The sequence below is a fragment of the Pseudomonas sp. 31-12 genome, assembly GCF_003151075.1.
In the GTDB taxonomy this organism is placed as follows: Bacteria; Pseudomonadota; Gammaproteobacteria; order Pseudomonadales; family Pseudomonadaceae; genus Aquipseudomonas.
The window spans coordinates 4247875-4270886 of sequence record NZ_CP029482.1 but is presented as its reverse complement, the minus strand read 5'-3'; the positions used below and the strand labels follow the sequence as shown (position 1 = coordinate 4270886).

Annotated in this window: 25 protein-coding genes; 8 read left to right on the top strand and 17 right to left on the bottom strand. The window is 58.1% G+C overall.

All coding sequences use genetic code 11. The features are described from left to right. The first annotated feature begins 42 nt into the window (after nucleotides 1-42). The 3 genes from DJ564_RS20175 (at nucleotide 43) to DJ564_RS20165 (ending at nucleotide 3918) form a co-directional block, all read left to right on the top strand. Nucleotides 43-1368 (top strand): OprD family porin, encoded by a 1326-nt coding sequence (locus DJ564_RS20175; RefSeq protein ID WP_109632736.1) that lies wholly within the window; start codon nucleotides 43-45, stop codon nucleotides 1366-1368. A 432-nt stretch (nucleotides 1369-1800) separates the two neighbouring features. Then, entirely contained in the window at nucleotides 1801-2730 is a 930-nt protein-coding gene (locus DJ564_RS20170) for a ZIP family metal transporter (protein WP_109632734.1), read from the top strand. Between the two features lie 36 nt (nucleotides 2731-2766). Next, complete coding sequence (locus tag DJ564_RS20165; protein ID WP_109632732.1) at nucleotides 2767-3918, top strand: carboxylate-amine ligase; 1152 nt, start codon at nucleotides 2767-2769, stop codon at nucleotides 3916-3918. Between the two features lie 56 nt (nucleotides 3919-3974). On the opposite strand, the gene DJ564_RS20160 is transcribed toward DJ564_RS20165, so the two are convergent. After that, nucleotides 3975-5681: an amidase gene (locus DJ564_RS20160; RefSeq protein ID WP_109632730.1), complete on the bottom strand. Its 1707-nt coding sequence runs from the start codon at nucleotides 5679-5681 to the stop codon at nucleotides 3975-3977. A 310-nt stretch (nucleotides 5682-5991) separates the two neighbouring features. On the opposite strand from DJ564_RS20160, the gene DJ564_RS20155 reads away from it, so the two are divergent. After that, the gene (locus DJ564_RS20155) at nucleotides 5992-6384 is read left to right on the top strand and encodes a GFA family protein (protein ID WP_109632728.1); all 393 of its coding nucleotides are present in this window, start codon (nucleotides 5992-5994) and stop codon (nucleotides 6382-6384) included. 8 nt (nucleotides 6385-6392) lie between these two features. Here DJ564_RS20155 and phnE read toward each other — a convergent pair whose 3' ends face one another. The 4 genes from phnE to DJ564_RS20135 are packed head-to-tail and all read right to left on the bottom strand — an operon-like array spanning nucleotide 6393 to nucleotide 9623. Next, nucleotides 6393-7160, bottom strand: coding sequence for a phosphonate ABC transporter, permease protein PhnE (gene phnE, locus DJ564_RS20150; protein WP_109632726.1), 768 nt, complete (start codon nucleotides 7158-7160; stop codon nucleotides 6393-6395). Continuing rightward, entirely contained in the window at nucleotides 7157-7984 is an 828-nt protein-coding gene (locus tag DJ564_RS20145) for an ABC transporter permease (protein WP_109632724.1), read from the bottom strand. Before DJ564_RS20145 ends, phnE begins: the two co-directional genes overlap by 4 nt. After that, nucleotides 7978-8775 carry a phosphonate ABC transporter ATP-binding protein gene (locus DJ564_RS20140; RefSeq protein ID WP_109632722.1) on the bottom strand — a complete coding sequence of 266 codons (798 nt, stop codon included), beginning with the start codon at nucleotides 8773-8775 and terminating at the stop codon, nucleotides 7978-7980. The genes DJ564_RS20145 and DJ564_RS20140 overlap by 7 nt, the downstream gene beginning before the upstream one ends. Next, nucleotides 8772-9623: a putative selenate ABC transporter substrate-binding protein gene (locus DJ564_RS20135; RefSeq protein WP_109632720.1), complete on the bottom strand. Its 852-nt coding sequence runs from the start codon at nucleotides 9621-9623 to the stop codon at nucleotides 8772-8774. The genes DJ564_RS20140 and DJ564_RS20135 overlap by 4 nt, the downstream gene beginning before the upstream one ends. A 377-nt stretch (nucleotides 9624-10000) precedes the next feature. Here DJ564_RS20135 and DJ564_RS20130 point away from each other — a divergent pair, with 377 nt between their 5' ends. Next, nucleotides 10001-10570, top strand: a complete 570-nt coding sequence (locus tag DJ564_RS20130; RefSeq protein ID WP_109632718.1) for a DJ-1/PfpI family protein — start codon at nucleotides 10001-10003, stop codon at nucleotides 10568-10570. A gap of 134 nt (nucleotides 10571-10704) precedes the next feature. Further along, on the top strand, nucleotides 10705-10941 hold the full coding sequence (locus DJ564_RS20125; protein ID WP_256597439.1) for a hypothetical protein: 237 nt from the start codon (nucleotides 10705-10707) through the stop codon (nucleotides 10939-10941). A 190-nt stretch (nucleotides 10942-11131) separates the two neighbouring features. Here DJ564_RS20125 and DJ564_RS20120 read toward each other — a convergent pair whose 3' ends face one another. From DJ564_RS20120 to DJ564_RS20095, 5 genes are all read right to left on the bottom strand, one after another. Then, nucleotides 11132-11686, bottom strand: coding sequence for a GNAT family N-acetyltransferase (locus DJ564_RS20120; protein WP_109632714.1), 555 nt, complete (start codon nucleotides 11684-11686; stop codon nucleotides 11132-11134). 182 nt (nucleotides 11687-11868) lie between these two features. Next, nucleotides 11869-12240, bottom strand: coding sequence for a VOC family protein (locus DJ564_RS20115; RefSeq protein WP_109632713.1), 372 nt, complete (start codon nucleotides 12238-12240; stop codon nucleotides 11869-11871). A 459-nt stretch (nucleotides 12241-12699) separates the two neighbouring features. Then, nucleotides 12700-13242 carry a histidine phosphatase family protein gene (locus DJ564_RS20105; RefSeq protein WP_109636131.1) on the bottom strand — a complete coding sequence of 181 codons (543 nt, stop codon included), beginning with the start codon at nucleotides 13240-13242 and terminating at the stop codon, nucleotides 12700-12702. Nucleotides 13243-13259: 17 nt separating this feature from the next. After that, a complete protein-coding gene (locus DJ564_RS20100) occupies nucleotides 13260-14348 on the bottom strand; it encodes an SDR family oxidoreductase (protein ID WP_109632709.1) in 1089 nt (362 codons plus the stop codon). A gap of 3 nt (nucleotides 14349-14351) precedes the next feature. Beyond that, nucleotides 14352-14771, bottom strand: a complete 420-nt coding sequence (locus DJ564_RS20095; RefSeq protein WP_109632707.1) for an ester cyclase — start codon at nucleotides 14769-14771, stop codon at nucleotides 14352-14354. A 117-nt stretch (nucleotides 14772-14888) separates the two neighbouring features. Here DJ564_RS20095 and DJ564_RS20090 point away from each other — a divergent pair, with 117 nt between their 5' ends. Next, nucleotides 14889-15824: a LysR family transcriptional regulator gene (locus DJ564_RS20090; protein ID WP_109632704.1), complete on the top strand. Its 936-nt coding sequence runs from the start codon at nucleotides 14889-14891 to the stop codon at nucleotides 15822-15824. 97 nt (nucleotides 15825-15921) lie between these two features. Here DJ564_RS20090 and DJ564_RS20085 read toward each other — a convergent pair whose 3' ends face one another. The 6 genes from DJ564_RS20085 to DJ564_RS20055 all read right to left on the bottom strand — a co-directional run bounded on the left by DJ564_RS20085 (nucleotide 15922) and on the right by DJ564_RS20055 (nucleotide 21391). Further along, on the bottom strand, nucleotides 15922-16221 hold the full coding sequence (locus tag DJ564_RS20085; protein ID WP_016984859.1) for a MafI family immunity protein: 300 nt from the start codon (nucleotides 16219-16221) through the stop codon (nucleotides 15922-15924). Between the two features lie 118 nt (nucleotides 16222-16339). Next, nucleotides 16340-16801 (bottom strand): hypothetical protein, encoded by a 462-nt coding sequence (locus tag DJ564_RS20080; RefSeq protein ID WP_256597438.1) that lies wholly within the window; start codon nucleotides 16799-16801, stop codon nucleotides 16340-16342. Between the two features lie 376 nt (nucleotides 16802-17177). Next, nucleotides 17178-17927, bottom strand: a complete 750-nt coding sequence (locus DJ564_RS20070; RefSeq protein ID WP_109632700.1) for an ABC transporter substrate-binding protein — start codon at nucleotides 17925-17927, stop codon at nucleotides 17178-17180. Nucleotides 17928-18348: 421 nt separating this feature from the next. Further along, complete coding sequence (locus DJ564_RS20065; RefSeq protein ID WP_109632698.1) at nucleotides 18349-19722, bottom strand: transposase; 1374 nt, start codon at nucleotides 19720-19722, stop codon at nucleotides 18349-18351. Between the two features lie 146 nt (nucleotides 19723-19868). Next, complete coding sequence (locus DJ564_RS20060) at nucleotides 19869-20105, bottom strand: hypothetical protein (protein ID WP_109632697.1); 237 nt, start codon at nucleotides 20103-20105, stop codon at nucleotides 19869-19871. Nucleotides 20106-20356: 251 nt separating this feature from the next. After that, complete coding sequence (locus DJ564_RS20055; protein ID WP_109632695.1) at nucleotides 20357-21391, bottom strand: AraC family transcriptional regulator; 1035 nt, start codon at nucleotides 21389-21391, stop codon at nucleotides 20357-20359. A gap of 122 nt (nucleotides 21392-21513) precedes the next feature. On the opposite strand from DJ564_RS20055, the gene DJ564_RS20050 reads away from it, so the two are divergent. Beyond that, nucleotides 21514-21915, top strand: a complete 402-nt coding sequence (locus tag DJ564_RS20050; RefSeq protein WP_077182624.1) for a carboxymuconolactone decarboxylase family protein — start codon at nucleotides 21514-21516, stop codon at nucleotides 21913-21915. A gap of 61 nt (nucleotides 21916-21976) precedes the next feature. Here the strand turns inward: DJ564_RS20050 and DJ564_RS20045 are convergent, their stop codons facing one another. Beyond that, the gene (locus DJ564_RS20045) at nucleotides 21977-22987 is read right to left on the bottom strand and encodes a YeiH family protein (RefSeq protein ID WP_109632693.1); all 1011 of its coding nucleotides are present in this window, start codon (nucleotides 22985-22987) and stop codon (nucleotides 21977-21979) included. Between the last annotated feature and the right edge of the window lie 25 nt (nucleotides 22988-23012).

The window sequence follows — 23012 nt, the reverse complement described above, 5'->3', positions numbered from 1 at the left end:
CATAAGAACTCAAAAAAACAAAAAATCACCCTGGAGCACCGTATGTTCAAGCGAGCAATCCCCACCGCACTTTTGTTGGCCACCGGTTCGATGTGCGCACAGGCAGCCGACTCTGCCGGCCATGGTTTTCTCGAAGACAGCAAAGCCAGCCTGTCGATGCGCACCTTGTATTTCAATAGCGACAACCGCGACGGCGCGGCCGAGCCTTCGAAAACCGAGGAGGCGGCGCAGGGTTTTGTGTTGCGCTACGAGTCCGGGTTTACCCAAGGCACGGTCGGGTTCGGGGTCGATGCCCAGGCATTGCTTGGCGTTACGCTGGACAGCGGGACCGGCCGCCACAACGGCAGCGGCATGATCCCGACCGCTGGCGACGGCGCGGCGGATGCCTGGAGCAGCTTCGGCCCAACCGCGAAGATGCGCATTTCAAAAACCGAATTTCGCTATGGCACATTGCTGCCGAAATTGCCGATCCTGATCTCGAACGATGCCCGGGTGTTGCCGCAATCGTTCACGGGTGCGCAGGTCACTTCGAACGACATCGATGGCCTGATGTTGACCAGTGGTGTGCTTGAACACGCGGTCGGTCGTGCTTCGACTGACCGCACTGGACTGTCGGTGGCGGGCAGCACTCAGGACAGCAACAAGTTCTATTTCGCCGGGGGTGACTACAACGTCACCAAGGACTTGAAGGCGCAGTATTACTTTGCGCAGATGGAAGACTTCTACAACCAGAACTTCTTCGGCCTGACCCATGTGCTGCCGATCGATGGCAAAAGCTCCTTTACCACTGACTTACGTTATTTCCGTACCACGTCGACCGGTGCCAACAGTTCTGCGGCGGGCAGGGCGCAAGGGTATCGGGTGTCGGGTTTTACCGAGGATAACAACGGTGAGATCGACAACAACACCTGGGTGGCGATGGTTACCTATGCGAACAGTGGTCATGCGGTGTCGGTGGGGCATCAGCGGGTGGGTGATGGCAGCAACTTTGTACAGCCGAACCAGGGCAGCCTGATTGATAAGGGGGCGGGTGGTGGTAGCGTTTATCTGCCTACGGACCGGATGATCCAGAGCTTTGCCCGGGCGGGTGAGGAGACCAGTTTTGGGCAGTACAGCTATGATTTCGCGCCGTTGGGGGTGCCGGGGTTGAAGGCTACGATCGCGTATCTGAAGGGGACGGGGATCAAGGCGCAAAATGCGGGGGATCAGTCTGAGTGGGAGCGTGATATGACGCTTGATTACGTGCTGCAATCGGGGTCGCTCAAGGGGCTTGGGTTCAGTTTGCGTAATGGCAAGTCGAATACGGATGCCGGGAGGGATGTGGATCAGAATCGGTTCATCATTAACTACACGCTTTCGTTGTTGTGACGCTTTCGGGGGGATATCCGTTTCTGCGGTAGCGGCGGGCTACCGCGGCATCCCTGCCGCGGTAGCCCACTGCGCAGAACCTGCGCTCGGCCTTCCGACGGGGCAGACCTCTGTGCTTGAGTCATGCCGCTTCCCGTTTTTCTTTGGGTTTGTGCAGACGGTCGAACGATGAAAACGCTCGTGCCTACGGTGGAGATCTACAGGCAGACAAAAGTTTGAATCGATTGATTGAGCGCCGACGACTGGTGAAAAAACCGCACAAAAACCGCTCTCCAATGCCGCCCGTCGCGAGCGGCTAATCTTTTTAAAATTTTCTCAGGCACAACACCTTCAGATAACTGTGGGCGGCGCATTGGGGCTTTCACCGGGTGAGTGTCCCTCTCGGCGTGGTTTTTGTGTGGCGTAGCGTTCCAACGGAAAATAGGTGTCCTTATGTCGGAACATTCTTCGCCCGTGAAAGCACCATGGCGTGCCTGGTTTGACCCAGGAAAAAGCAGCCGTTGGCCGAGTATTCTGTTCTGGTCGACCTTGGTGGGGGTCACCATTTTGCTGCTGGTCAGCGGGTACAGCGCCTTGACCGGGGCGGACAGCGTCAACCTGAAGTATGCGTTCCTGGGCGGCGTCTCGGGTTTCGCCGCGACCGCGCTCGGCGCGGTGTTAGCCGTGGTCTTGCGCGACATTGCCGCACGGACCCAGGACATCATGCTGGGGTTCGCCGCCGGCATGATGCTCGCCGCCAGTTCTTTCTCGCTCATCCTGCCGGGCATCGCGGCGGCGCAGGCAATTTGCGGTAACAAGCTGCTGGCGGCGTGTGTCGTGGTCCTGGGGTTGGGCCTGGGCGTGGCACTGATGATCGGGCTGGATCGCTTTGTCCCCCATGAGCACCAGAAGATCGGGCGCAGAGGGCCGCAAGCGCAGCGCATCAATCGGGTCTGGCTGTTCGTGTTGGCTATCACGCTGCATAACTTGCCGGAAGGCATGGCCATCGGCGTCAGTTTTGCCAATGGCGACATGAAGGTAGGTTTCCCATTGACCACGGCCATTGCCATTCAGGACATCCCCGAAGGATTGGCCATTGCCCTGGCGCTGCGAGTGACGGGGATCTCGACGTTGCGAGCGGCGCTGATCGCAGTCGGCTCAGGGCTGATGGAGCCCTTGGGGGCGGTCGTGGGCCTCGGCATTTCCACGGGCTTCGCGCTGGGTTACCCGATTGCCCTGGGCCTGGCGGCGGGCGCGATGATCTTCGTCGTCTCCCATGAAGTGATTCCCGAGACACACCGTAACGGTCACGAAACCCCGGCGACGCTGGGCCTGATGCTGGGTTTCGGGCTCATGATGTTTCTCGATACGGCGTTGGGCTAGGCTTATATTCAAGGGCGCAAGGCGAGGGGTGAAGCGATGAACAGACACCTGAAGTTTGGCATTGAAGAGGAATACTTCATCACCGACCTGAACACCCGGCGCATGTCCGAGAACCCTCCCGGTGCTTCGATTGAAGCGTGCCAGGCAGTGTTGGGCGAGTGTTTTGCCCATGAGATGTTCAAGGCACAAATCGAAGTCGCGTCCCCGATCTTTACCAGCATCGCACAAGCAACCGAGTACCTGTTTTCGGCGCGCACCAGGTTGCGGCAAACGCTCGAATTGTACGGTCTGGGACTGCTCAGTGCCGGTAGCCATCCGTTGGCGGATTGGCGCCTGCAGCAGTCCACGGACCATCCGCACTTTCTTCAACTGTTTGAAGACTACCAGCGCGTGGCAAGGCGCAGCCTGCTGTCCGGCCTGCATGTGCATGTTGAAGTGCCCGGGCATGTGGATCGTATTCAGGTGATGAACGAAGTCTTGCCGTGGATGCCGTTGTTGTTGGCACTCAGCACTTCTTCACCTTTCTGGGACGGTGCCGACAGCGGTTTCATGAGCTACCGGCAGACTGCGTGTGATGAGTGGCCGCGGATGGGCATTCCGGAGTTCTTCGAAGATCAACGTGCCTATGACGCCTACGTCGCCTTGCTGATCCGCACTGGCACGATCAAACAGGCGGGCGACTGCTGGTGGGGTCTGCGGCCCGCCGCGAAATACCCGACGCTGGAGATGCGCATGACCGATGCCTGTCCGCGCCTGGATGACGTTTTGTGCGTGGTCTCGTTGTTTCGATTGCTGGTGGCCCATGCCATTGAGCAACCTCGCCCGGGATCGGGTTATTCGCAAGCCTCGCAGTGGATTCTCAAGGAAAACAGGTGGCGGGCGAAACGGTCCGGGATCCACGCTTCATTCATCATGGAAGGTTACGACCGGCCATTCTCTGCCGGGCAATGGCTGTTCAGGGCGCAACAGATTCTTGGAGATACGGCGCAGAAGTTGGGAGTGGAGAACGTGTTTGCCCAGGGGCGCCGGATTCTACAGGACGGCACCAGTGCGGACCGGCAGCGCAGCGTCTATGCGCGAGCCTTGCGCGGGGGAGAGGATGTGCCAAGCGCTCTGTCGGACGTTGTCGATCAGTTGCTGATTGAAACGTCACAAGCGCCGTGCACCAGTGAAATGGCGCTAACTTAGCGCGAGCCCCCTCGCCACAGGGGGCTTGTTCGGCTGAAGTCCCGCGCGTAGCTTTTTCAGCCCTGCAACGGCGGGGTCCGAGGCGGGATCATCCGTTTGTTGCCGACCGATTCAAACGCCGAAGCAAATCGCAGCAGCGCTGAATCGTCATAGGCACGACCGGCGAAGGTCAGCCCGATCGGCATGCCGATATCGGGCATCACGCCCATCGGTACCGTCACCGTCGGAACACCCAGATGCCGGATGGCGAGGTTGCCGTTAGCCACCCACACACCGTTGCTCCACGCGATGTCCGCCGACTGCAGATCGACATCGGCATTCGCCGGCCCGACGTCAGCCACTGTCGGAAACAGCACCGCATCAAGGTTCAGTCGATCCATCCAGTCTTCAAGGTCGATCCGACGTGTCTCTTCCAATCCACGCAGACCGTTCGGCACGGTGGTGATCTGGTCCCAGGGGGTGATGCCGCGTTCGGCCATCTTCACGTATTCGTCCATGCCCGCGGCAAGGTCGTCTTCGCGATTGGGCAGGGTGCCCGGGTCGTGCGGGAAAATCAGCGGCCCGTCGACGTCGGCCAGGCGATTCAGTTTCGGATCACCGTTGGCCCGCAGGAAATCATCGAACGCCCAAGCCGACAGGTCCCACAACTCATGGTGCAGGAACTCCTTCGACACCAGCCCACGGGTGAACACGGTCGGCGCGCCCGGACGATCACCTTCGCAATTGGAGACCAACGGGAAATCGACCTCGACCACTTCGGCGCCCGCCGCTTCTAGTGCCTTGCGAGCCTCTTCCCAGAGGCCGATCACGCTAGGACGGGTGTTGATTTTCTGCCCCGTCGGGCCACCGATGCCCGGCGACTCGCTGGTGCCCGCTTCAGGATCGGCGTTGATGTACATGCGTGGAACGCCGAAGCGTTTTCCGGCAAGCGCATCGGTCTTTACGGCCAGATCGGCATAAGAAACGGGGCGCACCGAAGCAACGCTCGGAATCGGCACCCACGGTTGCATCCGCCACAGATCGCCCCGGGTGTCGGGATCATCCGCCACCACCACGTCGAGCACTTCGAGCAGGTCGGCCATGGTTCGGGCGTACGGCACGACCACGTCCATCGTCGGCGTCAGCGGCCAATTGCCGCGCACCGATATCACTCCGCGCGAAGGCGTATAGGCGCACAAGCCATTGTTCGAGGCCGGACCGCGTCCGCTCGACCAGGTTTCTTCAGCAAGCCCGAAGGCCGCGAAACTGGCGGCGGTGGCCGTCCCGGCGCCGTTCGATGAGCCCGAGGCAAAAGGGGCCGTCAAGTAATCAGCGTTGTACGGGCTCTCGGCACGGCCATAGACCCCGCGCTGCATGCCGCCATTGGCCATCGGCGGCATATTGGTCTTGCCCAGGCAGATCGCCCCGGCGGCGCGCAGCCGTTCGATGGTGAACGCATCGCGATAGGCAATCAGGTCCTTGAAGGCCGGACTTCCTGAGGCCGCGGTGAGGCCTTTCACCAGATAACTGTCCTTGGCCGTGTAGGGAATGCCATCCAGCGGGCCGAGCGTCTGGCCCTTGGCCCGACGTGCATCGGACGCCTGCGCTTCGTTGAGCGCCTCGGGGTTGCGAACCACTACCGCGTTGAGCGCGGTCGGCGTGTCGGGGCCGTCGTAGGCGTCGATCCTGGCGAGATAGGCCTGGACCAGCTCCACCGCTGTGGTTTGACCAGACTCCAATGCGGCACGCAATTGGGCGATGGACAGTTCGGTGACTTCGATCATGCTGTTACCACCGATGGCTGATGGGGGGGAGTGTTTGCGCCTTGCCGGGTGTTGGGCGCAGGGGCAGCACTTGTCTCAAAATGGGTGTTCATATCGATTTCTCGTTGCACGGCAATACGACAGGGGCTGGACTTATCATCTGGGTGGTCTATTTAGCACCAAGGCGGGCACGGAGGGAAACAGTGAAACGGTTTATGCGCGGGTGATGGCGTGTGTCCGGCTTTTACCTGCGGCTAGGGTCTCTGGACCACTGCATTCGTTCAGATGCTATTTTCACTGACTCGACCGCTTGATTCAGAGGAGACGCAACATGGACCGATTCACCGGTGGCTGCGTGTGCGGCAATGTTCGAATCGAGGCGTCAGGGCGGCCCTACCGGGTCGGCCTCTGTCACTGTCTGGACTGCCGCAAGCATCATGGGGCGCTTTTCAACGCCAGCGCGATATTCCCTCAGGAGGCGGTGAAGATCGCGGGCGAAACACGTGACTACGCCGGGCGGCATTTTTGTCCGCGCTGCGGCTCCTCCGTTTTCGCTCGTAGCGCTGACGAAATCGAAGTGAACCTGGGATCTCTCGATGCCCCTGACCAACTGAGGCCAACCTACGAAAGCTGTATTGTGCGTCGCGAGTCCTGGTTGCCGGCGTTTGCGCTCGCGAGACATTACGAGAACGATCGTGAGGGTACGGGGCGCTTGGAGGAGTAGACCCGCTATCAGGCCTTGACCCAGCGTTGACGGCTCCAGCTACTCAATGAATCGACGGCAAACACCAGCAGCAACATGGCCAGGATCACCGTGCTGGCTTGAGCTTCCTGAAACAGGCTGAGGCTGACATAGAGCATTTGCCCCAAACCACCGGCGCCGACGAAACCGAGCACGCTGGCCATGCGGATGTTGTTTTCCCAGCGGTACAGAGTGTAGGCCAGCAGCTGCGGCAACAGGTTGGGCAGTGTGCCGTAACAGAACGCCCAGACGGCATTGCCGCCCTGCAGGCGAATGGCTTCGGCCGGTCCCGGCGGGGTGTTTTCCAGCGCTTCGGCAAACAGCCGGCCGAGCACGCCAGTGGTGTGCAGGGCCAATGCCAGCGTGCCGGCATTGGGACCGAGTCCGGCGGCCAGCACCATCAGCGCAGCCCACACCAGTTCCGGCACCGCGCGCAAGGCATTGAGCACCAGACGCGACGCACTCTGAAAAGGCCAGCCGAAACGCCCGGCCGCGGGCAATGCCAACAGCAAACCGAATACTGCCGCGAGCAGGGTGCCCAGGGCGGACATCGCAATGGTTTCCAGCGCGCCGTGGCCGATGGCTTGCAGATGACCCGCGCTCAGGTCCGGGCTGAGAAAACGCTGTGCATAGGCCCCCATCTGCTTCAGGTTGCCGGCGCCGCCGAGCTCGCTGAGGTCGATACCCAGATAGATGAACGAACCGACCACCGCTGCGCCGATGAACAGGAGCAGGGCCAGGTTGATCAGGCGATTCATGTCAGCCTCCAGCGCAGCAGACGGCTGAGTTGATCGGCGAGCAACACCAGGACAAGGAAGGTCAGCAACAGACTGGCCACTTCACCGCCCGCGAACATGCGCAACGACAAATCCATCTGCTGTCCCAGACCGCCGGCACCGACGAAACCCATGACCACTGAGGCGCGGATCGCGCATTCCCAGCGATACACCGTGTACGACATCAGCTCCGCTGCGACATTCGGCAGAATCCCGTAGCAAAACGCCGCGAGCCGACCGCTGCCTGAGCGCAGTAACGCGTGGGCCGGGCGCTGGTCCACCGACTCGAAAATTTCCGCATAGACCTTGCCCAACATGCCGCTGTAGGTAATTGCAATCGCCAGTACCCCGGCGGTCGGACCGAGGCCGACGGCACGCACGAACAGCAGGGCCCAGACGATTTCCGGCACGCTGCGCAGGAAGATGAGCAACCCGCGTACCGGCCAACGCAGCAGTTGACCGCCGAAGTTTGGGCGACCGGCACGGGAGGCAGCCGACAACGACAGGGCGCGACTGGCCAGCAGGCTGGCGGGAACGGCCAACAACAGCGCCAGCGCCATGCCAGCCGTGGCGATGGCCAGGGTCTGCAGGGTGGCTTGCAACAGCAGTTCGATGAATTCCGCGCCATGGGCTGGCGGCCAGAAGGCCGAGACAAACCGGCCCATCTCGCTCTGACTGTCACTCGCCACTAAAACGCTGAGGTCCAACTCGCTGAAGTGGATGCCTGGCCACAACAGGGCAATCGCCAGCAGGCTGAGGAGCAAACGGGGCAGGGCGGCGGGGTCGCGGGTGGCAGACGTCAGCATCGGGGGATCTGCACACTCAAGGACACTGGGGGCACCGGCGAGGATTGCAGTTGCTCGTTGGCGTAGAGCTTGTCGAGCAACTCGCGGTCGACGTCGCTTGCCGCTAGGTCAAACAGGATCTGCCCGTCACGCAGGCCGATGATCCGCGAAAAGTGCGCCAGGGCCAGCTCCACCGCATGCAGGCTGGCGACCAGGGTGACCTGGTGTTCCCGGGCATGGCGGCAGAGTACCGACAGCGTGTGTTCGGCCAGCACCGGGTCCATCGCCGAAACCGGCTCATCGGCCAGCAACACTTCGGGCGCTTGATACAAGACGCGGGCAATGCCCACTCGCTGAAGCTGTCCGCCGGACAGTTGCTGGCATTGCGCGAATAACTTGTCGCCCAGGTCGAGCCTGGCCAACGCCGCGCGTGCGCCCGGAATGTCCAGCGGATGGACCAGGTTCAGCAAGCTCTTGCCCAAACCCCACTGACCCAGTTTGCCGGCCAGCACCGCAGTGACCACACGCTGGCGCGGTGGCAGAGGCGGCGATTGATGAATCAGCCCGATGCGCGCGCGCAGACGCTGGCGCTGCCGGGCAGACAGATGCCATGCGCGCTCGCCGAGCACCTGCAGTTCGCCGTTGTCCGGTCGCAACGCGGTGGCCAGCAAGTTGAGCAGGCTCGACTTGCCGGCACCGGAAGGGCCGATAATGGCAACCTGTTCGCCTGCACCGATGTGCAGATTCACGCCGCGCAACGCTTGGACGCCGTTGACGTGGGTCAGGCTGGCCTGGGTCAGACGCAATGTCATTTCAGCAGTTCGGCGGCGCGTGCGGCTTCCTCGATGCCTTTGTAATTGTCAGGACTGGTCTCGATGAAGCGGCTGGCAGCCTGCAAATCGAGGATTTCCTTGTCCTTCGGGTTCGCCGGATCGAGTGCGAGGAAGGCAGCCTTGATCTTCGCCGCCAGCGCCGGGTCGAGGGTGCCGCGCACTGTCCAGTTGTAGTCGAAGTAGGCCGGGGTGGTCGCAAATACTTTGACCTTGCTGGTATCGACCTTGCCGGCGGCGACCAGTTTTTCCCAGACGCTGGCGTTCAGGACCCCGGCGTCCACCTTGCCGGCCTGGACCCAGGCAACGGTGGCGTCATGAGCGCCGGAGTAACCCACGCGGCTGAAATAGGTTTCCGGCTTGATGCCGTCCTTCAGCATGAAATAACGCGGCATGAGACTGCCCGACGTGGACGATACCGAGCCGAAGGCAAAGGTCTTGCCCTTGAGGTCGGCGAGGGATTTGACGTTCGGGTCGGCGGTGATGAATTTGCTGGTGAACTGGGCGTCCTGTTCGCGCTGCACCAACGGAATCGCATTACCGGTTTTCAGCCGCGCCTGCACAAATGTGAAACCGCCCAGCCAGGCCATATCGATGCGGTCAGTGGCCAGCGCCTCGACCACGGCCGGGTAGTCGCTCACGGGCACGAACTCGACCTTCATGCCCAGTTTTTGCTCCAGATAAGCGCCTAGCGGCTTGAACTTGCGCAGCAGTTCAGTCGGGGCTTCATCGGGAATCGCACTGACTTTGAGTGTGTCAGCGGCCTGCACTAACAAGCTGCCAAAAGACAGGGTAAAGCCGACGGCCAAGGCCAGGGTACGCTTGAGCATAGAAGCTCTCCGGTGAATGAACAGATGAATATCGAGGCGCCGGGCACTAGCTGATTGCCGCGTGGCGTTTTGTGAGGGTAGACGAAGCGGAGCGATATTAACCGCTTTTGACCTGATCAATATGTGTCGTGAAGGGCTGCAATTGACCCAGGCCGTGTAAACACGCATTCGTCACTTTGAAGTCAGCGTTGCTACGTGAAATCTGGCGTCGACCGTTTGGTAAGTAGACCTGAAATTTGCATAGGGATGCGATTTTTGGGCTGTTTTCGTCTGCCTCCACAGATCGAAAACGTTTTTACACAGCCTCGGCCCGAAGCAGCCTTGATGTCTATTGGTTGTCGTCATATGTTACTGGCATTCATGGAGGATTCTGACTGATGGCACGCGTGGGTTTGATACTGACACCCGGTTTTGCGGACTGGGAATATGCTTTCATTGCTGGAACTGCGTACCCGTTTTACGGGATCGACGTCAGGTTTTTCGCTTCTGCTACGGGGCAGTTTCGTTCGCAGGGTGGATTGGCTGTAACTGTCGATAGCAGCTTGCAACAATGTCTGGACTGGAAACCGGATGTTGTCGTCGTCATTGGAGGAATGATCTGGGAACGTGCCGAAGCCCCGGATATTCGAGACTTTCTTCATGCTAGTCGTTCAAGTGGAGCGGTAATTGCCGGTATCTGTGGGGGAACGCTGGCACTTGCGAGGGCCGGGCTTCTAGACACGGTTCCTCATACCTCGAACAGCGCTGATTTCTTACAACAGAATGCCGTAAGTTATGAAGGCCGCACACTTTATCGAAGCAGTTCAGTAGCTGTGATTACAGACCGCATCATTACTGCTCCAGGGGCCGCCCCCGTTAGCTTCACCTGCGCAGTATTCGAAAGTGCCGGGCTATCTTCAGAGATCATCTCTCAGTTCAGATCAATGTTGGCAGCGGAACATGGATGACCGCGTCGTCCCTGCATTTCGGGCATATTCTCAGAAGGTAATTTATGAGCGCTGGCGACATACCTGTGGGCCAAGTGGTACGAGGCTACGTAACCTTTGTAGGGAGTGAGGGATCGTGGGTCGGAGCGCAGTTCATGAGCTTCAGCTATAGCGCCAATGGGAAGCGGTTTCACAAGTCTCTCAACGAAACCATTGACGCTTGGTCAACTGCAACTCTCCGTAAAGCCTCATACGGGCTGAAGGTAGGCGACCCGGTGTCGGTTTGGTGCTCTCTCAGCAACCCAGAAGTGTGTTGCATCGGCGAAAAACCAGCCGAAAAACCAGCATTGTTGCGTTTGATTGAGGCTCTGGGAGCGGCAGGGTATTTATGAAATTGATCCACGCTGTCCAAGCCGACGTCCGACTTTATGTATTTTGAGGCATTTGCTGTGTAGGCGTTCTGGATCATCCGATGCCTGAATCTTGGGGCGCAATGGCAGCTTCTGGCCGTTTTCGGCCATTTGCAACCGGCTGAAATCGACCCGATAGCAGCCCGTCAATCGGACAGGCACAAATTTCAGGTCAAGTTTCAGCGCGCGCGCCAAGCCACTCGCTCCGTGTGATCTCCCAGACTTCGACCTGCATGGGTCCCGAGACAAAATGCCCGTTCCGCGTCCCGATCATCCGCATGCCTTCATGTTGGGATACCTTGCGCGAAGCGTGGTTGGCGACAGCCTTGGGCACTTGCATGACAGGACGTAGTAATGTCGCGAACCAGTAAGCGTTGACGACCTCGCAGGCTTCGCGGATATAGCCGTTGCCCTGCCACAGAGGCGCGAGCCAGAACCCCCTATTGTTATCTGGCTGGTCATACAGGCTGATGCTCCCGATGCTGCGCTCAGGTTGCGCGCGCGTGCGAATCATCCAGTGCCACTCTTGTCCTCTAGCCATGGCGGGAAGAGCGACATCGCGCACGTAAACCAGCGCCCCATCCTGCGGGTAGGGCCATGGCACACGGCTGTCAAGGTAGCGGACCACTTCCCATTGGGGAAACAGCTGTTGTATCGCGGCTGCATCAGTCATTCGCAGTGGCGTGAGGATAAGACGGCTGGTGTATAGCGTCGGGGGGCAATCCATCGCATGAAATCCTTGGCAAGAGTTGTTGCAGATTTGATCAATACTTTCCTAAAGCAATCGTGCCTTTGTCGCGTGTCTACACTTGGCCGTTTTCTGCCTGTCGTAACCGGCTCAAAACGACCCATTGCTGCCGATCGCGAAAGACAACAACCCTAAGGAACTCGACCAAGATGATGCAGCATCTAGTTGTTGGGGGCAGCAAACGCTCTACTTGAGATAGAAATCGAATTACCGTCAGGATCTTTGGCATTGGCGAAGGTATAGCCATCGGCCTTGTGCGTGGCTCCAAACTTCAGACCCTGTGCCAGGCATCGCTCCTTGAAGCCATCGACATCCTCAATATCAAAGACAAGTTTGACAGTAACCTGTCCTGTCTTGACGCTTTTTGCTGCTGGGTGGGCCATTAAAGTCGCACCACCATTCGCAGACCTCAACTCGACAATCCGATCATCAGCAAAATGCTCGCTGACGAAACCGAAATGGCGCTCATAAAAATCGCAAGTTGCCTGAACATCTTTGACATACAGCATTATCCGATTGAGTAACGGTTGCATGGTTTCTTCCTTGAGTTGTTGGTTAAAAGCCAGATCATTCTCGATGCTGGGTGTGCGGTTGTCGATAGACCGCTATTGGCCGATTCTGTTGAAAAAGTCGGCCATGGTTTACGCGTCAGAAAAGTACGCGTCCGAGATTGAGAACTTTACTTTTTGCAGGGGCTTCCGGACTCGGATTTCACGTAGCAGCGTGCAAAAAAGGCGTTTTCACCACTCAATGATCAGGCAGTTTGGGCAGACCGACTTTTTCAACAGTATCGGCCGTTTTCTGCCTGTCGCCACCAGCAGCAATAGGTATCTGTCCAGCGAGACAAATCGCCAACCTACACTCCAAGCCCCCGCCTTTGTACGGGGCCGAGCGAGTAGAAAAACGTGGTTTTCGCGTCCCAAAGAGGTCTCTACAAATGAACGACCAACCTGAACTTTCCCTTCGTTTAATCTCCGCGCCAGATGGCACTTTTAAACACCGCTATATTGATACACCGTCGCACTCCAATACTGGCTGCCGTTACGTTTTTGGCGAACCCATCCATCGGCCACCAGTTGTTTAGCGATCATTCGATTAATAAAGCCATGACCGAGCAGCAGAACCGGTCCTTCGTTGGCAAGGGACTGAAGTCGTCGAGCTGCCGTGCTGGCGCGCATCCTCGCAGTTCCGGCGGATTCGACGCTGCGTGAGTAACCGCACAACCATAAGACTCGAAGGATAAATGCCCAGGTAAACGGCGATAGCCGTGGCAGTTTCCAGTGACCATAAGGCAGTTGCGCTTCACAGAAAAGCGCGTCGACAAGGGCGGGCGTCAGGCCAAGAGCCTGGACGGAGGTCAGCGCACGAGGCGCGCTGCTTGAGACAATCACCTTGGCGGTTGCGGCGAGCCGGATGCTGGCATCCGGGACGGGTTGGTTGGTAATTTCGGACCGGTTGTATTGCTCGATCCAGTCTTTCATATCGAGCGCTGACATTTTGTCGGTTGCGACCAGTTTTGGCTGGCCGTGACGCATCAGGATTATTTCCCTATTCACTGTATGTTTACGTCCTTGTTCAGGTGTGCGGTCAATGTGGAAGGAGTGCGGTTCCGGGAACTTAAGGTTTGACTCTCAAACCAATCGTGATCGCGGTACCACGCCACCGTGTCGGTGATTGTCAGCTCTAGTGGCCGGAAACTCAGGCCAAGCTCTTGTTCACTCTTGCTGTGGTTGAAACAGGTGCGGTCTTTCTCTCGTACCAACAGGCGCAACGTGGCCATGCTCAGCAGAATGGGCTTGCTGGTAATACGCGCATACATCTCCTGCACAGCCGCCAACGTGTATAGAAAGGGGAGCGGTAGTTGTCGAACGGGTGTCTTGATGCCTGCTATACGTCCAAGCATAGGCGCCAGCTCACGCATTGTCATATGCCGGCCCGCCGCGAGATAGCGCTCACCTCGCCGCCCATGTTTGGCTGCGGCAATCTGCGCCAATGCCACATCGCGGGCATCGACAACGGAGAAACTACCGGGGATCAGTCCGGGCAGTTTGCCGAGCACGAGATCGTTAACCAACTGTCCTGAGGAGGTGGGGCCCATGTCGGCTGGCCCCCACATCCAGCCAGGCAGGACCATGCAGGCATGCATCTCGGGATGGCCCTCCAGGAACGACAAGACGACACGGTCGGCGAGAATCTTGCTACGGTAGTAGTCATCCGCATCGGCGTCGGCCCGCAGACATGTCTCATCGATGGACGTGCCAGGTGCGCTGTCGAGCACGGCAATGGAAGACGTATGGATGAACCGTCGTATACCGGCGCGGTAGGCTTGGTTTAGCAGGCGCCGCGTACCAGACACATTAATCTTTTCGAGTTCCTTCCAGTGGCTGCCGCCCTTGTAGTTGTCGCGAAAGAACGCCGCGGTGTGAAACACCGTATCGCAGCCTTGCAGCGACGCTGCAAATGCGTCGACATCGGCCATGTCCCCAACGACCAGTTCCACCCCCGGCAAATTGTTGAACTGCTGTTCACCTTTGGCTCTTGAACGGACCAGCGCTTTGACCGCGTAGCCACGAGCGACCAATTCACGCACCAGGTTGTTGCCCAACAAGCCGGTTGCGCCAGTAACGAATGCGCTGTGCATGGCTCAACCCTCAGCTGGATAGGCTAACGGCATCAGCACCGCACTGTCGAAGAAGGCCTCTTCACGGATGGCCAGCCCGTCTCTGAAGGTAAAGTGTGCGGCGTAGTACGCGGTAATATGGCGTCCATGAGGTGGAATCACCCGGCCTGGCAGCACCAAGGGTGCGGCGAATGTGCCGGTCAGGATGGCAGTCAGCGCCAAACGATCGTTACCGACGGCGAATGGGCTGAAAATCACTTGGGCATCGGGGAGCGCTTCGAGCAATGCGATCTCTCGTTTGCGCGTGGCTTCGCGACCGGTTTGTATCCCCATGCTATCGAGGTAGATGAAGTCTTCGCAAACCAGCGCAAGCATCGCCTCCACATCACGGCGATTGAAGGCACTGGCGGCGCGTTCCGCATAGTCGTTGGGGCCAGTAGTCATACAGTCCATTCCATTCGTCTTCGAGGGCTTGTAGATATACCTTTGAGGCCTCTCCCGAAAAACAGCGACTACTGCATAATGGATTTGCACATATGCAGACCAGGGAGGATATGAAGCATGGCGTTGCAAGCAAATTGGGACGATCTTCGTCTGTTGTTGGCAGTCTCGCGGCGTGGCAGCTTTCTTCAAGCTGGCCAGATGTTGGGTATTGCGGCGTCTACTGTGTCCCGCCGATTGACCCAACTTGAGAGAGCCCTGGGCGAGCTACTCGTCGAGCGGGGCGTTGAAGGATGCTGGTTGACCTCGCGCGGCCAATCCCTCGTGGAAGTTGCCTTAGTGGCGGAGGCGGGCTTGAGGCGTCAAACCGTTGCTGCCATATCCGGGCTACACACAGAGCTATTTGGCAGTGTCCTGGTCAGTGCAGGAGAGGGATTTTCGTCTTGCGTGCTGGAGGCTGCGAGTCGCTTCACCTCTCTTCACCCGCGTTGCTCGGTGGAGTTGATGGCAACAGCCGACTTTCACAAGATCGTCCGCGGCGTGGCAGACATTGCTGTACGCACAGCTCATCTAGGCGAACCGTCGCTGATCTATCGACCATTAGGCAGGCTCGCTTACGGTGTCTTCGCCGATGCAGATTATCTGAAACGGTATCCAGGGGTGACTCCGGCCACTGCGGTCAATATTGCCTTGCTTCCTCCGCTGGACATGTTGCCGCAAATGCGTGCGGCAAAGGCCGCGGGTCTGGAACGCGCGCAGATCAGCGTGAACTCGTTCGCGGTTCAGCTCGAATCGGTGAGGCGAGGAATGGGTGTGGCAGTACTGCCCCGTATTCTGGCGAAGGACCTGATCGAGTTGTTCCCGGATCTCCAACTTCCAGATATGGAAGTCTATCTGGTGACCCGGCCTCAGGCATTGAAACAGGCTCATATTAAATGTTTTTTTGCCATCCTGGAGCAGGTGCTGTTCGAAGCCCTTTCCATAGAAAATGTGGAAGGTTACCTCTTGGGGGGCGACCTGAAATGGGTGCATGGGGGCGCTAGCCAAAATAATTGAGATTGGTTCAGTCATGAGATCAGCTGACGAAGTTACCAATGAAACCATGACCGGCAGAGATCGACCCAAAGCTGACCTTCAGGTGGGTAAATTTTTGTCACCTCGTGAATGGCATCTTCAAGGACTTTGCGATCCGAGCTAAAATTTTTATGCATTTTTCAGAAACGACGAGCGGTGGTTCGTCAATCATGTAAAGCAGGTGTTCGAACGCTACTCCAGCCTCGTTGTGATCGACATAATCCAGAACTATTTCACCACCATTCTCTAAACCTGCCTGAGCTAATGCATGGTCTTCCGGTACAGGGCCGAGCTGGTCGTATGCAATGGACATCAGCGTCGAGATTTCCTCAAGTGCCTCAACGAAATCGGCCCTCAAGTCGTTGTTAAGGTGGCTCATAACAAACATTCCTTCGATTATGGTGACCTGCGTTCCGTTCCCGTCTGGTCGATTGTTGCCCAAGACCTGGTCTTTGCGCACGCGCTTGGGAAGCTAAGGTCGACTGTCCGCTCTTGGGTCACGCTTTACCCATTTCCTCGTACGAAGCATCGACGAACGTGATGTGCTCATCCCAAGCAGCTTCAGCTAGATCCCGGATAATTTCAGCGAGCGTCTCAACATCCACCCCCTGAGCTTCGATGCAGGCCAAGCGTCCGGGCGACCAGTCGATGACGGAACACTGTGGATACTTCCTTAGCAGTGCGGACAGCGCTTCCTGAGGATGCTCTTTGTGGGTATACATGAAGTCAAAGTACGGGGCACTGGCATTCTGAAGCGGGTACACCAGAGCCCAGGCATTTGATGGGCCGGGAAAGCAAATATGGACATTACGATGCGCCCATTCCGGCCCACTGTGTTTGATGTGGCGAAGTACTTCGATGATCGAATGACAATTGGCTATTCGGATCATGCGATCAGGGTCAAACGTCCAGCCAGGCCCAGGCTGGGTTGCTGCGTTACTGGTCAGAGGTGCAGTCATTCTTGTTTTTCTCTTCATCGCATTACCTTAGGTTCGAACGTCTGCTCTTGGCCGATAGCAGTCCTTAGGATGTGCGGGCGCTGGACAAGCATGCGGGTACCACTATGGCCAAGCTACTTCGCAATGATCAGATCCGGTCCGTTGTTCCGAGCGTTCCCAACGGCAGTGTCGACCTGAACCACTCGAGCACCTCTGACTGCTCACTTTGGTGAAGCATCATCTGTTCCGCAAGCTCCTTTGGCGTGGCTGGGTTAAGCCATTCCCTTGTTCCAAGGCTGATAGCTGTATGTTGCAAAAATGTTCATGACTTATCCTCCGCGTTGAGTGAGAGCAAGGCTGGATAAGTGCGAAGCGGGCTTGCGCTGGTTCCGCGCTTTCATTGCCCGATGGGTTGATTGTATCGATCCTGGATGCGCTCCAGCTCGCCCGAGTGGCGCAGTTGCTCCAGGGCGTGGGCCCAGGAGGCTACCAGTTCGTCGTCACAGTCGCGGCTGAAGGCGATGTACAGCGATGAGCGATAGAGCTCGATGGGAATCTGCCGCAGCGTGCCGGGGGCGATGTTCAACTGGCGGCTGTAGTAAGCCACTCCCGCATCGGTGTCGCCTATGATGATATCGGTGCGCCCGGCTAGCAGCATGCGATAGAGCTGCAGGCTCTCGGTTGCAGTTTTTTCGAGGTTGTTGAAGCCCCGCGACTGCAGAGTCTCGGGTATCAGGCCGGCATGTCTCGTCGTAATTTTTGGGGCGTGCAGTAGCTGCTCCAAGGAATTCACCGGCTGCTGCGCATTGGCTAACTGATAGGGGTGAATGGACTCTTCCACGATCGGTCCGACCCACTTGTATAACGGTTCGCGCTCTGCCGTGCGGAATAGTGAATACATGATGGTCTTGGGCCGGGTCTTCAATGCACGGGCGCTTCGCATACTGGGCAGCAGCACCACCTCAAAGTCATCCCCGGTCAGCGCCATTATGCCTCGAACGATCTCCGTGGCCATGCCGGTGAGCTGATTTTTCTCCTGGTAGTTGTACGGCGCCCACTCTTCAGTAACGACCTGATACTGCTCGGCCCTGACGGGAGTGCCAAGTAATAGGCAGAGCAGCGCGGCAGTAAGTGTCGAATGTTTCACGTGTTCTGCCTGGTGGGCTGTGCGGTGATCAAGGGTGGATCTGATTAAAAGGGCGAAATTAGTATAGACCCTGACACACGTCAAACGCCTGATGCAGTCCCGTAAACCGTCACCACGGCGATTGATACATACGAACCAGTACGCATGGCGCAGGTTTCTCAAGAGCGTTTAGCGGATTGCCTCTTATCGGTATCGGTTGGGACACGTAGTGACCGTCCGGTTCTGGCCGATTTCAGCCCTTCGCGACGGGCAGCTATCGGCCGATTCTGTTGAAAAAGTCGGATTTTCAAATGGCCTGAACTCAGGCACGACCACCACCGGAGAACCTACTCACCACATTGAGTGGTTTTTCGGCCCTTCGGTGACCTTTGCTGCTCTGTTATTAGGTTAATTTGAGGTTTTTTGCTTGGTGCAGGCGCACCTATCCCGTGACTGGTGGCCCTTGAGATGAAAATTTGGCCAACCGTCGCAGGTTCTGCACCGCAGCGGCCAGCGCGAATTCATCCGTCGCGCCACTCATGCCACTTAGCCGCAGGCGATCCAATGTCAGGATGCGCTTGAGGTGGGCAAACAACATTTCGACCTTTTTACGTTCGTGGCGAGAGCGCTGATATGCCGGCGTTGCTGCAATGCGTCGAGCCACATCGCGAGCGGCTTCATGGACGCTGCGAGCGATCTTGCGGAACGCTGTGTTCGGGCAGCACTTTGCTTTCATCGGACACGTAGCGCAGTCGATCTGCCGGGATCGGAAGATGATGGTGTTGGCTTTGGTGACGTGTGAACGCTCATTCTTGAAGGCTCGCCATTCGCTGCGCAATGGGTTGCCGGCCGGGCAGCGGTATTCCTCAGCCTCTTCATTCCAGTGGAAATCGTTGCTCGAAAAACTGTCGTTCTTACGCTCGGTTTTGTCCCACACCGGCACATGCGGTTCGATGTCTTTTTCCTCCACCATCCAGGCCAGCATCGGCGCGGTACCGTAAGCGGTGTCGCCAATGAGGCGCTCCGGCTTGATGTCGAACTGCGCTTCGACCCGATCGATCATCGTCTTGGTGCTCTCGACTTCTGCGGTTCGATGAGCCGGTGTGGGTTCCACATCCATGATCACGCCGAGCTCGGTATCGATCAGATAATTCGTGGCGTAAGCGTAGAAAGCTGGGCCGCCTGGAGCAGCGGTCCAGCGGGCTTGAGGATCCGTCAGCGACAGGCGCTTCGGTAGCGTTTCGGCCAAAGCCTCTTCATCGAGGCCTTCAAGGTACTCACGCACGGCGCGGGTGCTCAGGGCCGGATCGCTCCAGTTGACCGGTTCATCACCCGGTACGCCGCGCTGCCGACTCGCATCCGCTTTGATGATGCTGGCGTCCACGGCAAAGCCTTCGCCCTTGACCAGACCGGCGTCCATGCAGCGACGCAGCACTTCATTGAACAACCAGCGAAACAGATCAATGTCCCGAAAACGGCCGTGTCGATTTTTGGAGAAGATCGAGTGGCTGGGGATTTCGTCTTCAAGGCTCAACCGGCAGAACCAGCGATACGCCAGGTTCAAATGGGCCTCTTCGCACAACCGCCGCTCTGAGCGAATGCCGTAGCAATAGCCCACGATCAGCATGCAAATCATTAGTTCTGGATCAATCGACGGACGCCCAATCGGGCTGTAAAAATCGGCGAGGTAATGGCGCAGATCGCTCAGATCGAGACACCGATCAATGCTGCGCAGAAGGTGATTGGCTGGGATGTGATCTTCAAGGTTGAACGAGTAAAACCGTCGCTCCTTCCCACTCGATAACTGTCCCATCATGCTGCGTACTCTCTCGCTGGCCGATGGAGTGATTTTGCCGTAGGCGACACAGGAGCGCCATTCTTAGCAAAGTCGACCCAAAGCAGACCATGGCAAGTGGTTATCAGATAGAGAGGACTCCGCAGTTTTATCCGACTCTTGACTGGTCATTCCCAGCCCAGTTTTCTGTAGGAAGTCTTGTCTTGTAAGGGAAAGTCCGTCAGGTATTCGCCCCACTGCATGTGCGCATAATATTTGGTCATCGCTTCGAAATGACTTTCAGCCTCGACCTCCCAAACTAGCTTCGCTTCCGAATGCATAAGCGCACGCGCACCATCACCTTGAGCACCGGCTAGACAAAAGGTCTGACAGCCATCAGGTTCCTGCCAAAGTTCATGATTCATGATTCATGTTCGAGGTTCTGTTTTTTAAGGTCGTTATGATGCCCGAAACTCTGATGGAACGGCCGTTATGGATCGGCTCTGTAGAAGAGACCGAATCCGCACGCCGACTTTTTCAACAGAATCGGCCGACTGCTGCCTGTCGCAATTGGCTAGTTTCGAGCATCGGCCGATTGGTCTTGGTAATTCTGAAGCCATCGCGTTCTGGCGCACGCTAGCTTCTGCTTTATATGGGCTGTCCATTGGGACAGCCTCTAATTGAATAACCCAAGAGACGACTTTCTTGGGGTGATCGGGGAGGGCTGGGTTCTCCAGGATGATGGACTGCAGTCGAACAGTCGGCTGAACCAGCGGGAGAAGGCGCTCAGTTCGGAAAAACCGAGAACGGCGGCAATTTCGCTCAAAGGATGGTGGGGATTTGCCAGGTAACGTGATGCAAGTTCCTTGCGGACTTGATCCAGCAGCGAAGAAAACGTCTCACCCTCTCGCGTCAGCTGTCGATGCAACGTCCGTCTGTCGCGTCCCAAGTGCGCGGCGACCTGTTCCACCGAGCAGCGCCCAGTCGGCAGCAGCATCCAGATCATTTGATGCACCTGCTCCAGCAACGCTGTTCGGGAATCTTCGCGAATGCTGTTCAGGTACTGTTGTACGTAGCGGGCCATTTCCGGATCGGCACTGGGCAGGGCGCGGTCGAGATCGCTGGTGCGGCAGACGATGCCGTCCATCAAGCAGTTGAACTGTACCGTTGTACCGAACAAACGCTGATGCCGGCTATCGTCCAGCGCGTTGCAGTGACGGAAACAGATCGCGGATGGATGCCAATGGTTGCCGAGCAAAGCCTTGAGCATTCGGTGGGTCACCGCTACCGCCAGCTCTACTGATTGGCGTACAAACAAGTGGTTGACCGACACCAGTTCCAGCCGTAGCACCGCCACACCGCCGCTTTCCTCGATGTCCAGCACCAGCCCCTGATTGTGCAGATGGAGGAATTGCTGGAGCGCCTTCAAGGCTGAGCGCAGGGTTGGTTCGCGCCATAACAACGCCAGGGGGCCGAGGTTGGAGGCTTTGCGACTTTCCGCCATGCGCAAGCCAAAATCTTCCACGCCCGCCTCTCGCGCCGAGCTGTCGAGCAACTGTGCTACGGCTTCGATGGAAATTTTCAGGTCCGGTTGCAGCAAGCAGCGCGGGTCAAGGCCGACAAGACGCAACTGCTGCATGGGATCGACGTTCAACGAGCGGGCAATTTCCGCGTAGTTGGTGAGGCTGGCACTGCGAACAAGACTTTTCATTGAGCGATTACCCATACGTTGCACGTGTCCCGAGATGTCACGCCGCTGCCCCCTGGAGTCAAGCCAGAGGGCACCGGCAGCGTTAGAGTTGAAAGCAACCATTCAACCTTGAGGAACTGCAAATGAATGAAGAACAGACCAACCCTGGCACCCCAACCTGCGATGCCATGCGTGACGCCGGCAGCTGGAATCCCGCCTGGGACCCGCTGGCCGAGCTGGACGCGCAATGGGTGGAAAAGTTTTTCGGCATGGCTACGCACCCTATTCGCAAGGGGATTCTGGACCCCAAGACCTTCGAACTGATCGCCATCGCCGTCGATGCTTCCTGCACTCATCTGTATGCCCCCGGTGTGCGTCGCCACATCCGCAAGGCACTGGAGCTGGGCGTCACCGTCGAGGAAATCCTGGCGGTGCTGCAGCTCACCTCGATTCTGGGCATCCACAGCATGGCGCTCGGCGCCCCGATCCTCATTGAGGAAGCCAAAAAACTGGCCGACGAGGGGCCGGTCGCAGGCACCTTTTGAAGTCATCACGTCACCTCTTGCTCTGATGCGAAGGCCGGGTCGGCCTTCGCAAACCCGCGATTTACAGCCCCCAGTGCAGCAATAGAAGAACCAAGCCCACGAGAAACACGGTTTCGCCGACCATCAACAGGATCGGTTTGATGCCGATTGAGGCGAGTTCCTTCAGTTGGGTTTTCATCCCCAGGGCACTGATGGAAATTACCAGGCACCAACGCGACAATTCATTGACGAATCCCTGCACCGCCGGTGCTATCCAACCGGTGCTGTTGATACACGCCAGGACCAGGAAGCCGACAGCGAACATGGGCAGCAGTGGAGGGCGCTTACCCGTTGGGTCCGCACCCTGCGCGCGTGTGATCAGCGTGGCGCAGAGGATCACCGGCAGAAGCATCGCCACGCGCATCAGCTTGACCACGGTGGCGGTGTCACCGGTCTCGGTAGACATGCTGTAACCGGCGCCAACGACCTGGGCCACGTCATGGATGGTCGCACCGAGGAACACCCCGGCCTCCTGCGGCGACAAGGCAAACCAATTGGCGATCATCGGGTAGAGGATCATCGCCAGCGTGGACAGCGCCGACACGCCGATCACGGTAAACAGCGTGGCGCGTTCCTTTTGCGGGTGATTGGGCAGCGCGGCAGCCAGGGCCAGTGCCGCCGAGGCGCCGCAAATCGCCGTGGCGCCACCGGTGAGCATGCCGAAGAGGCGTTTAAAGCCCAAGACCTTGGCTGCGACTACGGAAACTGCAATGGTCACCACCACAACAATCACCACCAAGGCCACCGGCCTCCAGCCCAGGGTCGCAATCTGTTCCAAGGTGATGCGCATCCCCAACAGGGCCACACCCAGACGCAGGACAGTGCGCGCGGTGAACTCGATACCGGCCTTGCACTTGCCTTCGCCGGCCAGGAAATTCACCGCAATACCGAGCAGCAATGCGAACAGCATTACGGGGGCGCCATAGTGCTCTGAGAGGAAGGTCGCCGCCGTGGCAACGATCACGCTGACGAAAAATCCCGGTGCCAGTTCGAGGGCGCGAGAGTGAATATTGACGAGAGCGATTGAGCTCATGAAATGAAGTCCTCGCAGGCGAAGC

Bases quoted from the DNA above. Each gene is read 5' to 3' on its own strand.
- DJ564_RS20175 (WP_109632736.1), top strand. From the start codon at position 43: ATGTTCAAGCGAGCAATCCCCACCGCACTTTTGTTGGCCACCGGTTCG.
- DJ564_RS20170 (WP_109632734.1), top strand. From the start codon at position 1,801: ATGTCGGAACATTCTTCGCCCGTGAAAGCACCATGGCGTGCCTGGTTT.
- DJ564_RS20165 (WP_109632732.1), top strand. From the start codon at position 2,767: ATGAACAGACACCTGAAGTTTGGCATTGAAGAGGAATACTTCATCACC.
- DJ564_RS20160 (WP_109632730.1), bottom strand. From the start codon at position 5,681: ATGATCGAAGTCACCGAACTGTCCATCGCCCAATTGCGTGCCGCATTG.
- DJ564_RS20155 (WP_109632728.1), top strand. From the start codon at position 5,992: ATGGACCGATTCACCGGTGGCTGCGTGTGCGGCAATGTTCGAATCGAG.
- phnE (WP_109632726.1), bottom strand. From the start codon at position 7,160: ATGAATCGCCTGATCAACCTGGCCCTGCTCCTGTTCATCGGCGCAGCG.
- DJ564_RS20145 (WP_109632724.1), bottom strand. From the start codon at position 7,984: ATGCTGACGTCTGCCACCCGCGACCCCGCCGCCCTGCCCCGTTTGCTC.
- DJ564_RS20140 (WP_109632722.1), bottom strand. From the start codon at position 8,775: ATGACATTGCGTCTGACCCAGGCCAGCCTGACCCACGTCAACGGCGTC.
- DJ564_RS20135 (WP_109632720.1), bottom strand. From the start codon at position 9,623: ATGCTCAAGCGTACCCTGGCCTTGGCCGTCGGCTTTACCCTGTCTTTT.
- DJ564_RS20130 (WP_109632718.1), top strand. From the start codon at position 10,001: ATGGCACGCGTGGGTTTGATACTGACACCCGGTTTTGCGGACTGGGAA.
- DJ564_RS20125 (WP_256597439.1), top strand. From the start codon at position 10,705: ATGAGCTTCAGCTATAGCGCCAATGGGAAGCGGTTTCACAAGTCTCTC.
- DJ564_RS20120 (WP_109632714.1), bottom strand. From the start codon at position 11,686: ATGGATTGCCCCCCGACGCTATACACCAGCCGTCTTATCCTCACGCCA.
- DJ564_RS20115 (WP_109632713.1), bottom strand. From the start codon at position 12,240: ATGCAACCGTTACTCAATCGGATAATGCTGTATGTCAAAGATGTTCAG.
- DJ564_RS20105 (WP_109636131.1), bottom strand. From the start codon at position 13,242: ATGCGTCACGGCCAGCCAAAACTGGTCGCAACCGACAAAATGTCAGCG.
- DJ564_RS20100 (WP_109632709.1), bottom strand. From the start codon at position 14,348: ATGCACAGCGCATTCGTTACTGGCGCAACCGGCTTGTTGGGCAACAAC.
- DJ564_RS20095 (WP_109632707.1), bottom strand. From the start codon at position 14,771: ATGACTACTGGCCCCAACGACTATGCGGAACGCGCCGCCAGTGCCTTC.
- DJ564_RS20090 (WP_109632704.1), top strand. From the start codon at position 14,889: ATGGCGTTGCAAGCAAATTGGGACGATCTTCGTCTGTTGTTGGCAGTC.
- DJ564_RS20085 (WP_016984859.1), bottom strand. From the start codon at position 16,221: ATGAGCCACCTTAACAACGACTTGAGGGCCGATTTCGTTGAGGCACTT.
- DJ564_RS20080 (WP_256597438.1), bottom strand. From the start codon at position 16,801: ATGACTGCACCTCTGACCAGTAACGCAGCAACCCAGCCTGGGCCTGGC.
- DJ564_RS20065 (WP_109632698.1), bottom strand. From the start codon at position 19,722: ATGATGGGACAGTTATCGAGTGGGAAGGAGCGACGGTTTTACTCGTTC.
- DJ564_RS20060 (WP_109632697.1), bottom strand. From the start codon at position 20,105: ATGAATCATGAACTTTGGCAGGAACCTGATGGCTGTCAGACCTTTTGT.
- DJ564_RS20055 (WP_109632695.1), bottom strand. From the start codon at position 21,391: ATGAAAAGTCTTGTTCGCAGTGCCAGCCTCACCAACTACGCGGAAATT.
- DJ564_RS20050 (WP_077182624.1), top strand. From the start codon at position 21,514: ATGAATGAAGAACAGACCAACCCTGGCACCCCAACCTGCGATGCCATG.
- DJ564_RS20045 (WP_109632693.1), bottom strand. From the start codon at position 22,987: ATGAGCTCAATCGCTCTCGTCAATATTCACTCTCGCGCCCTCGAACTG.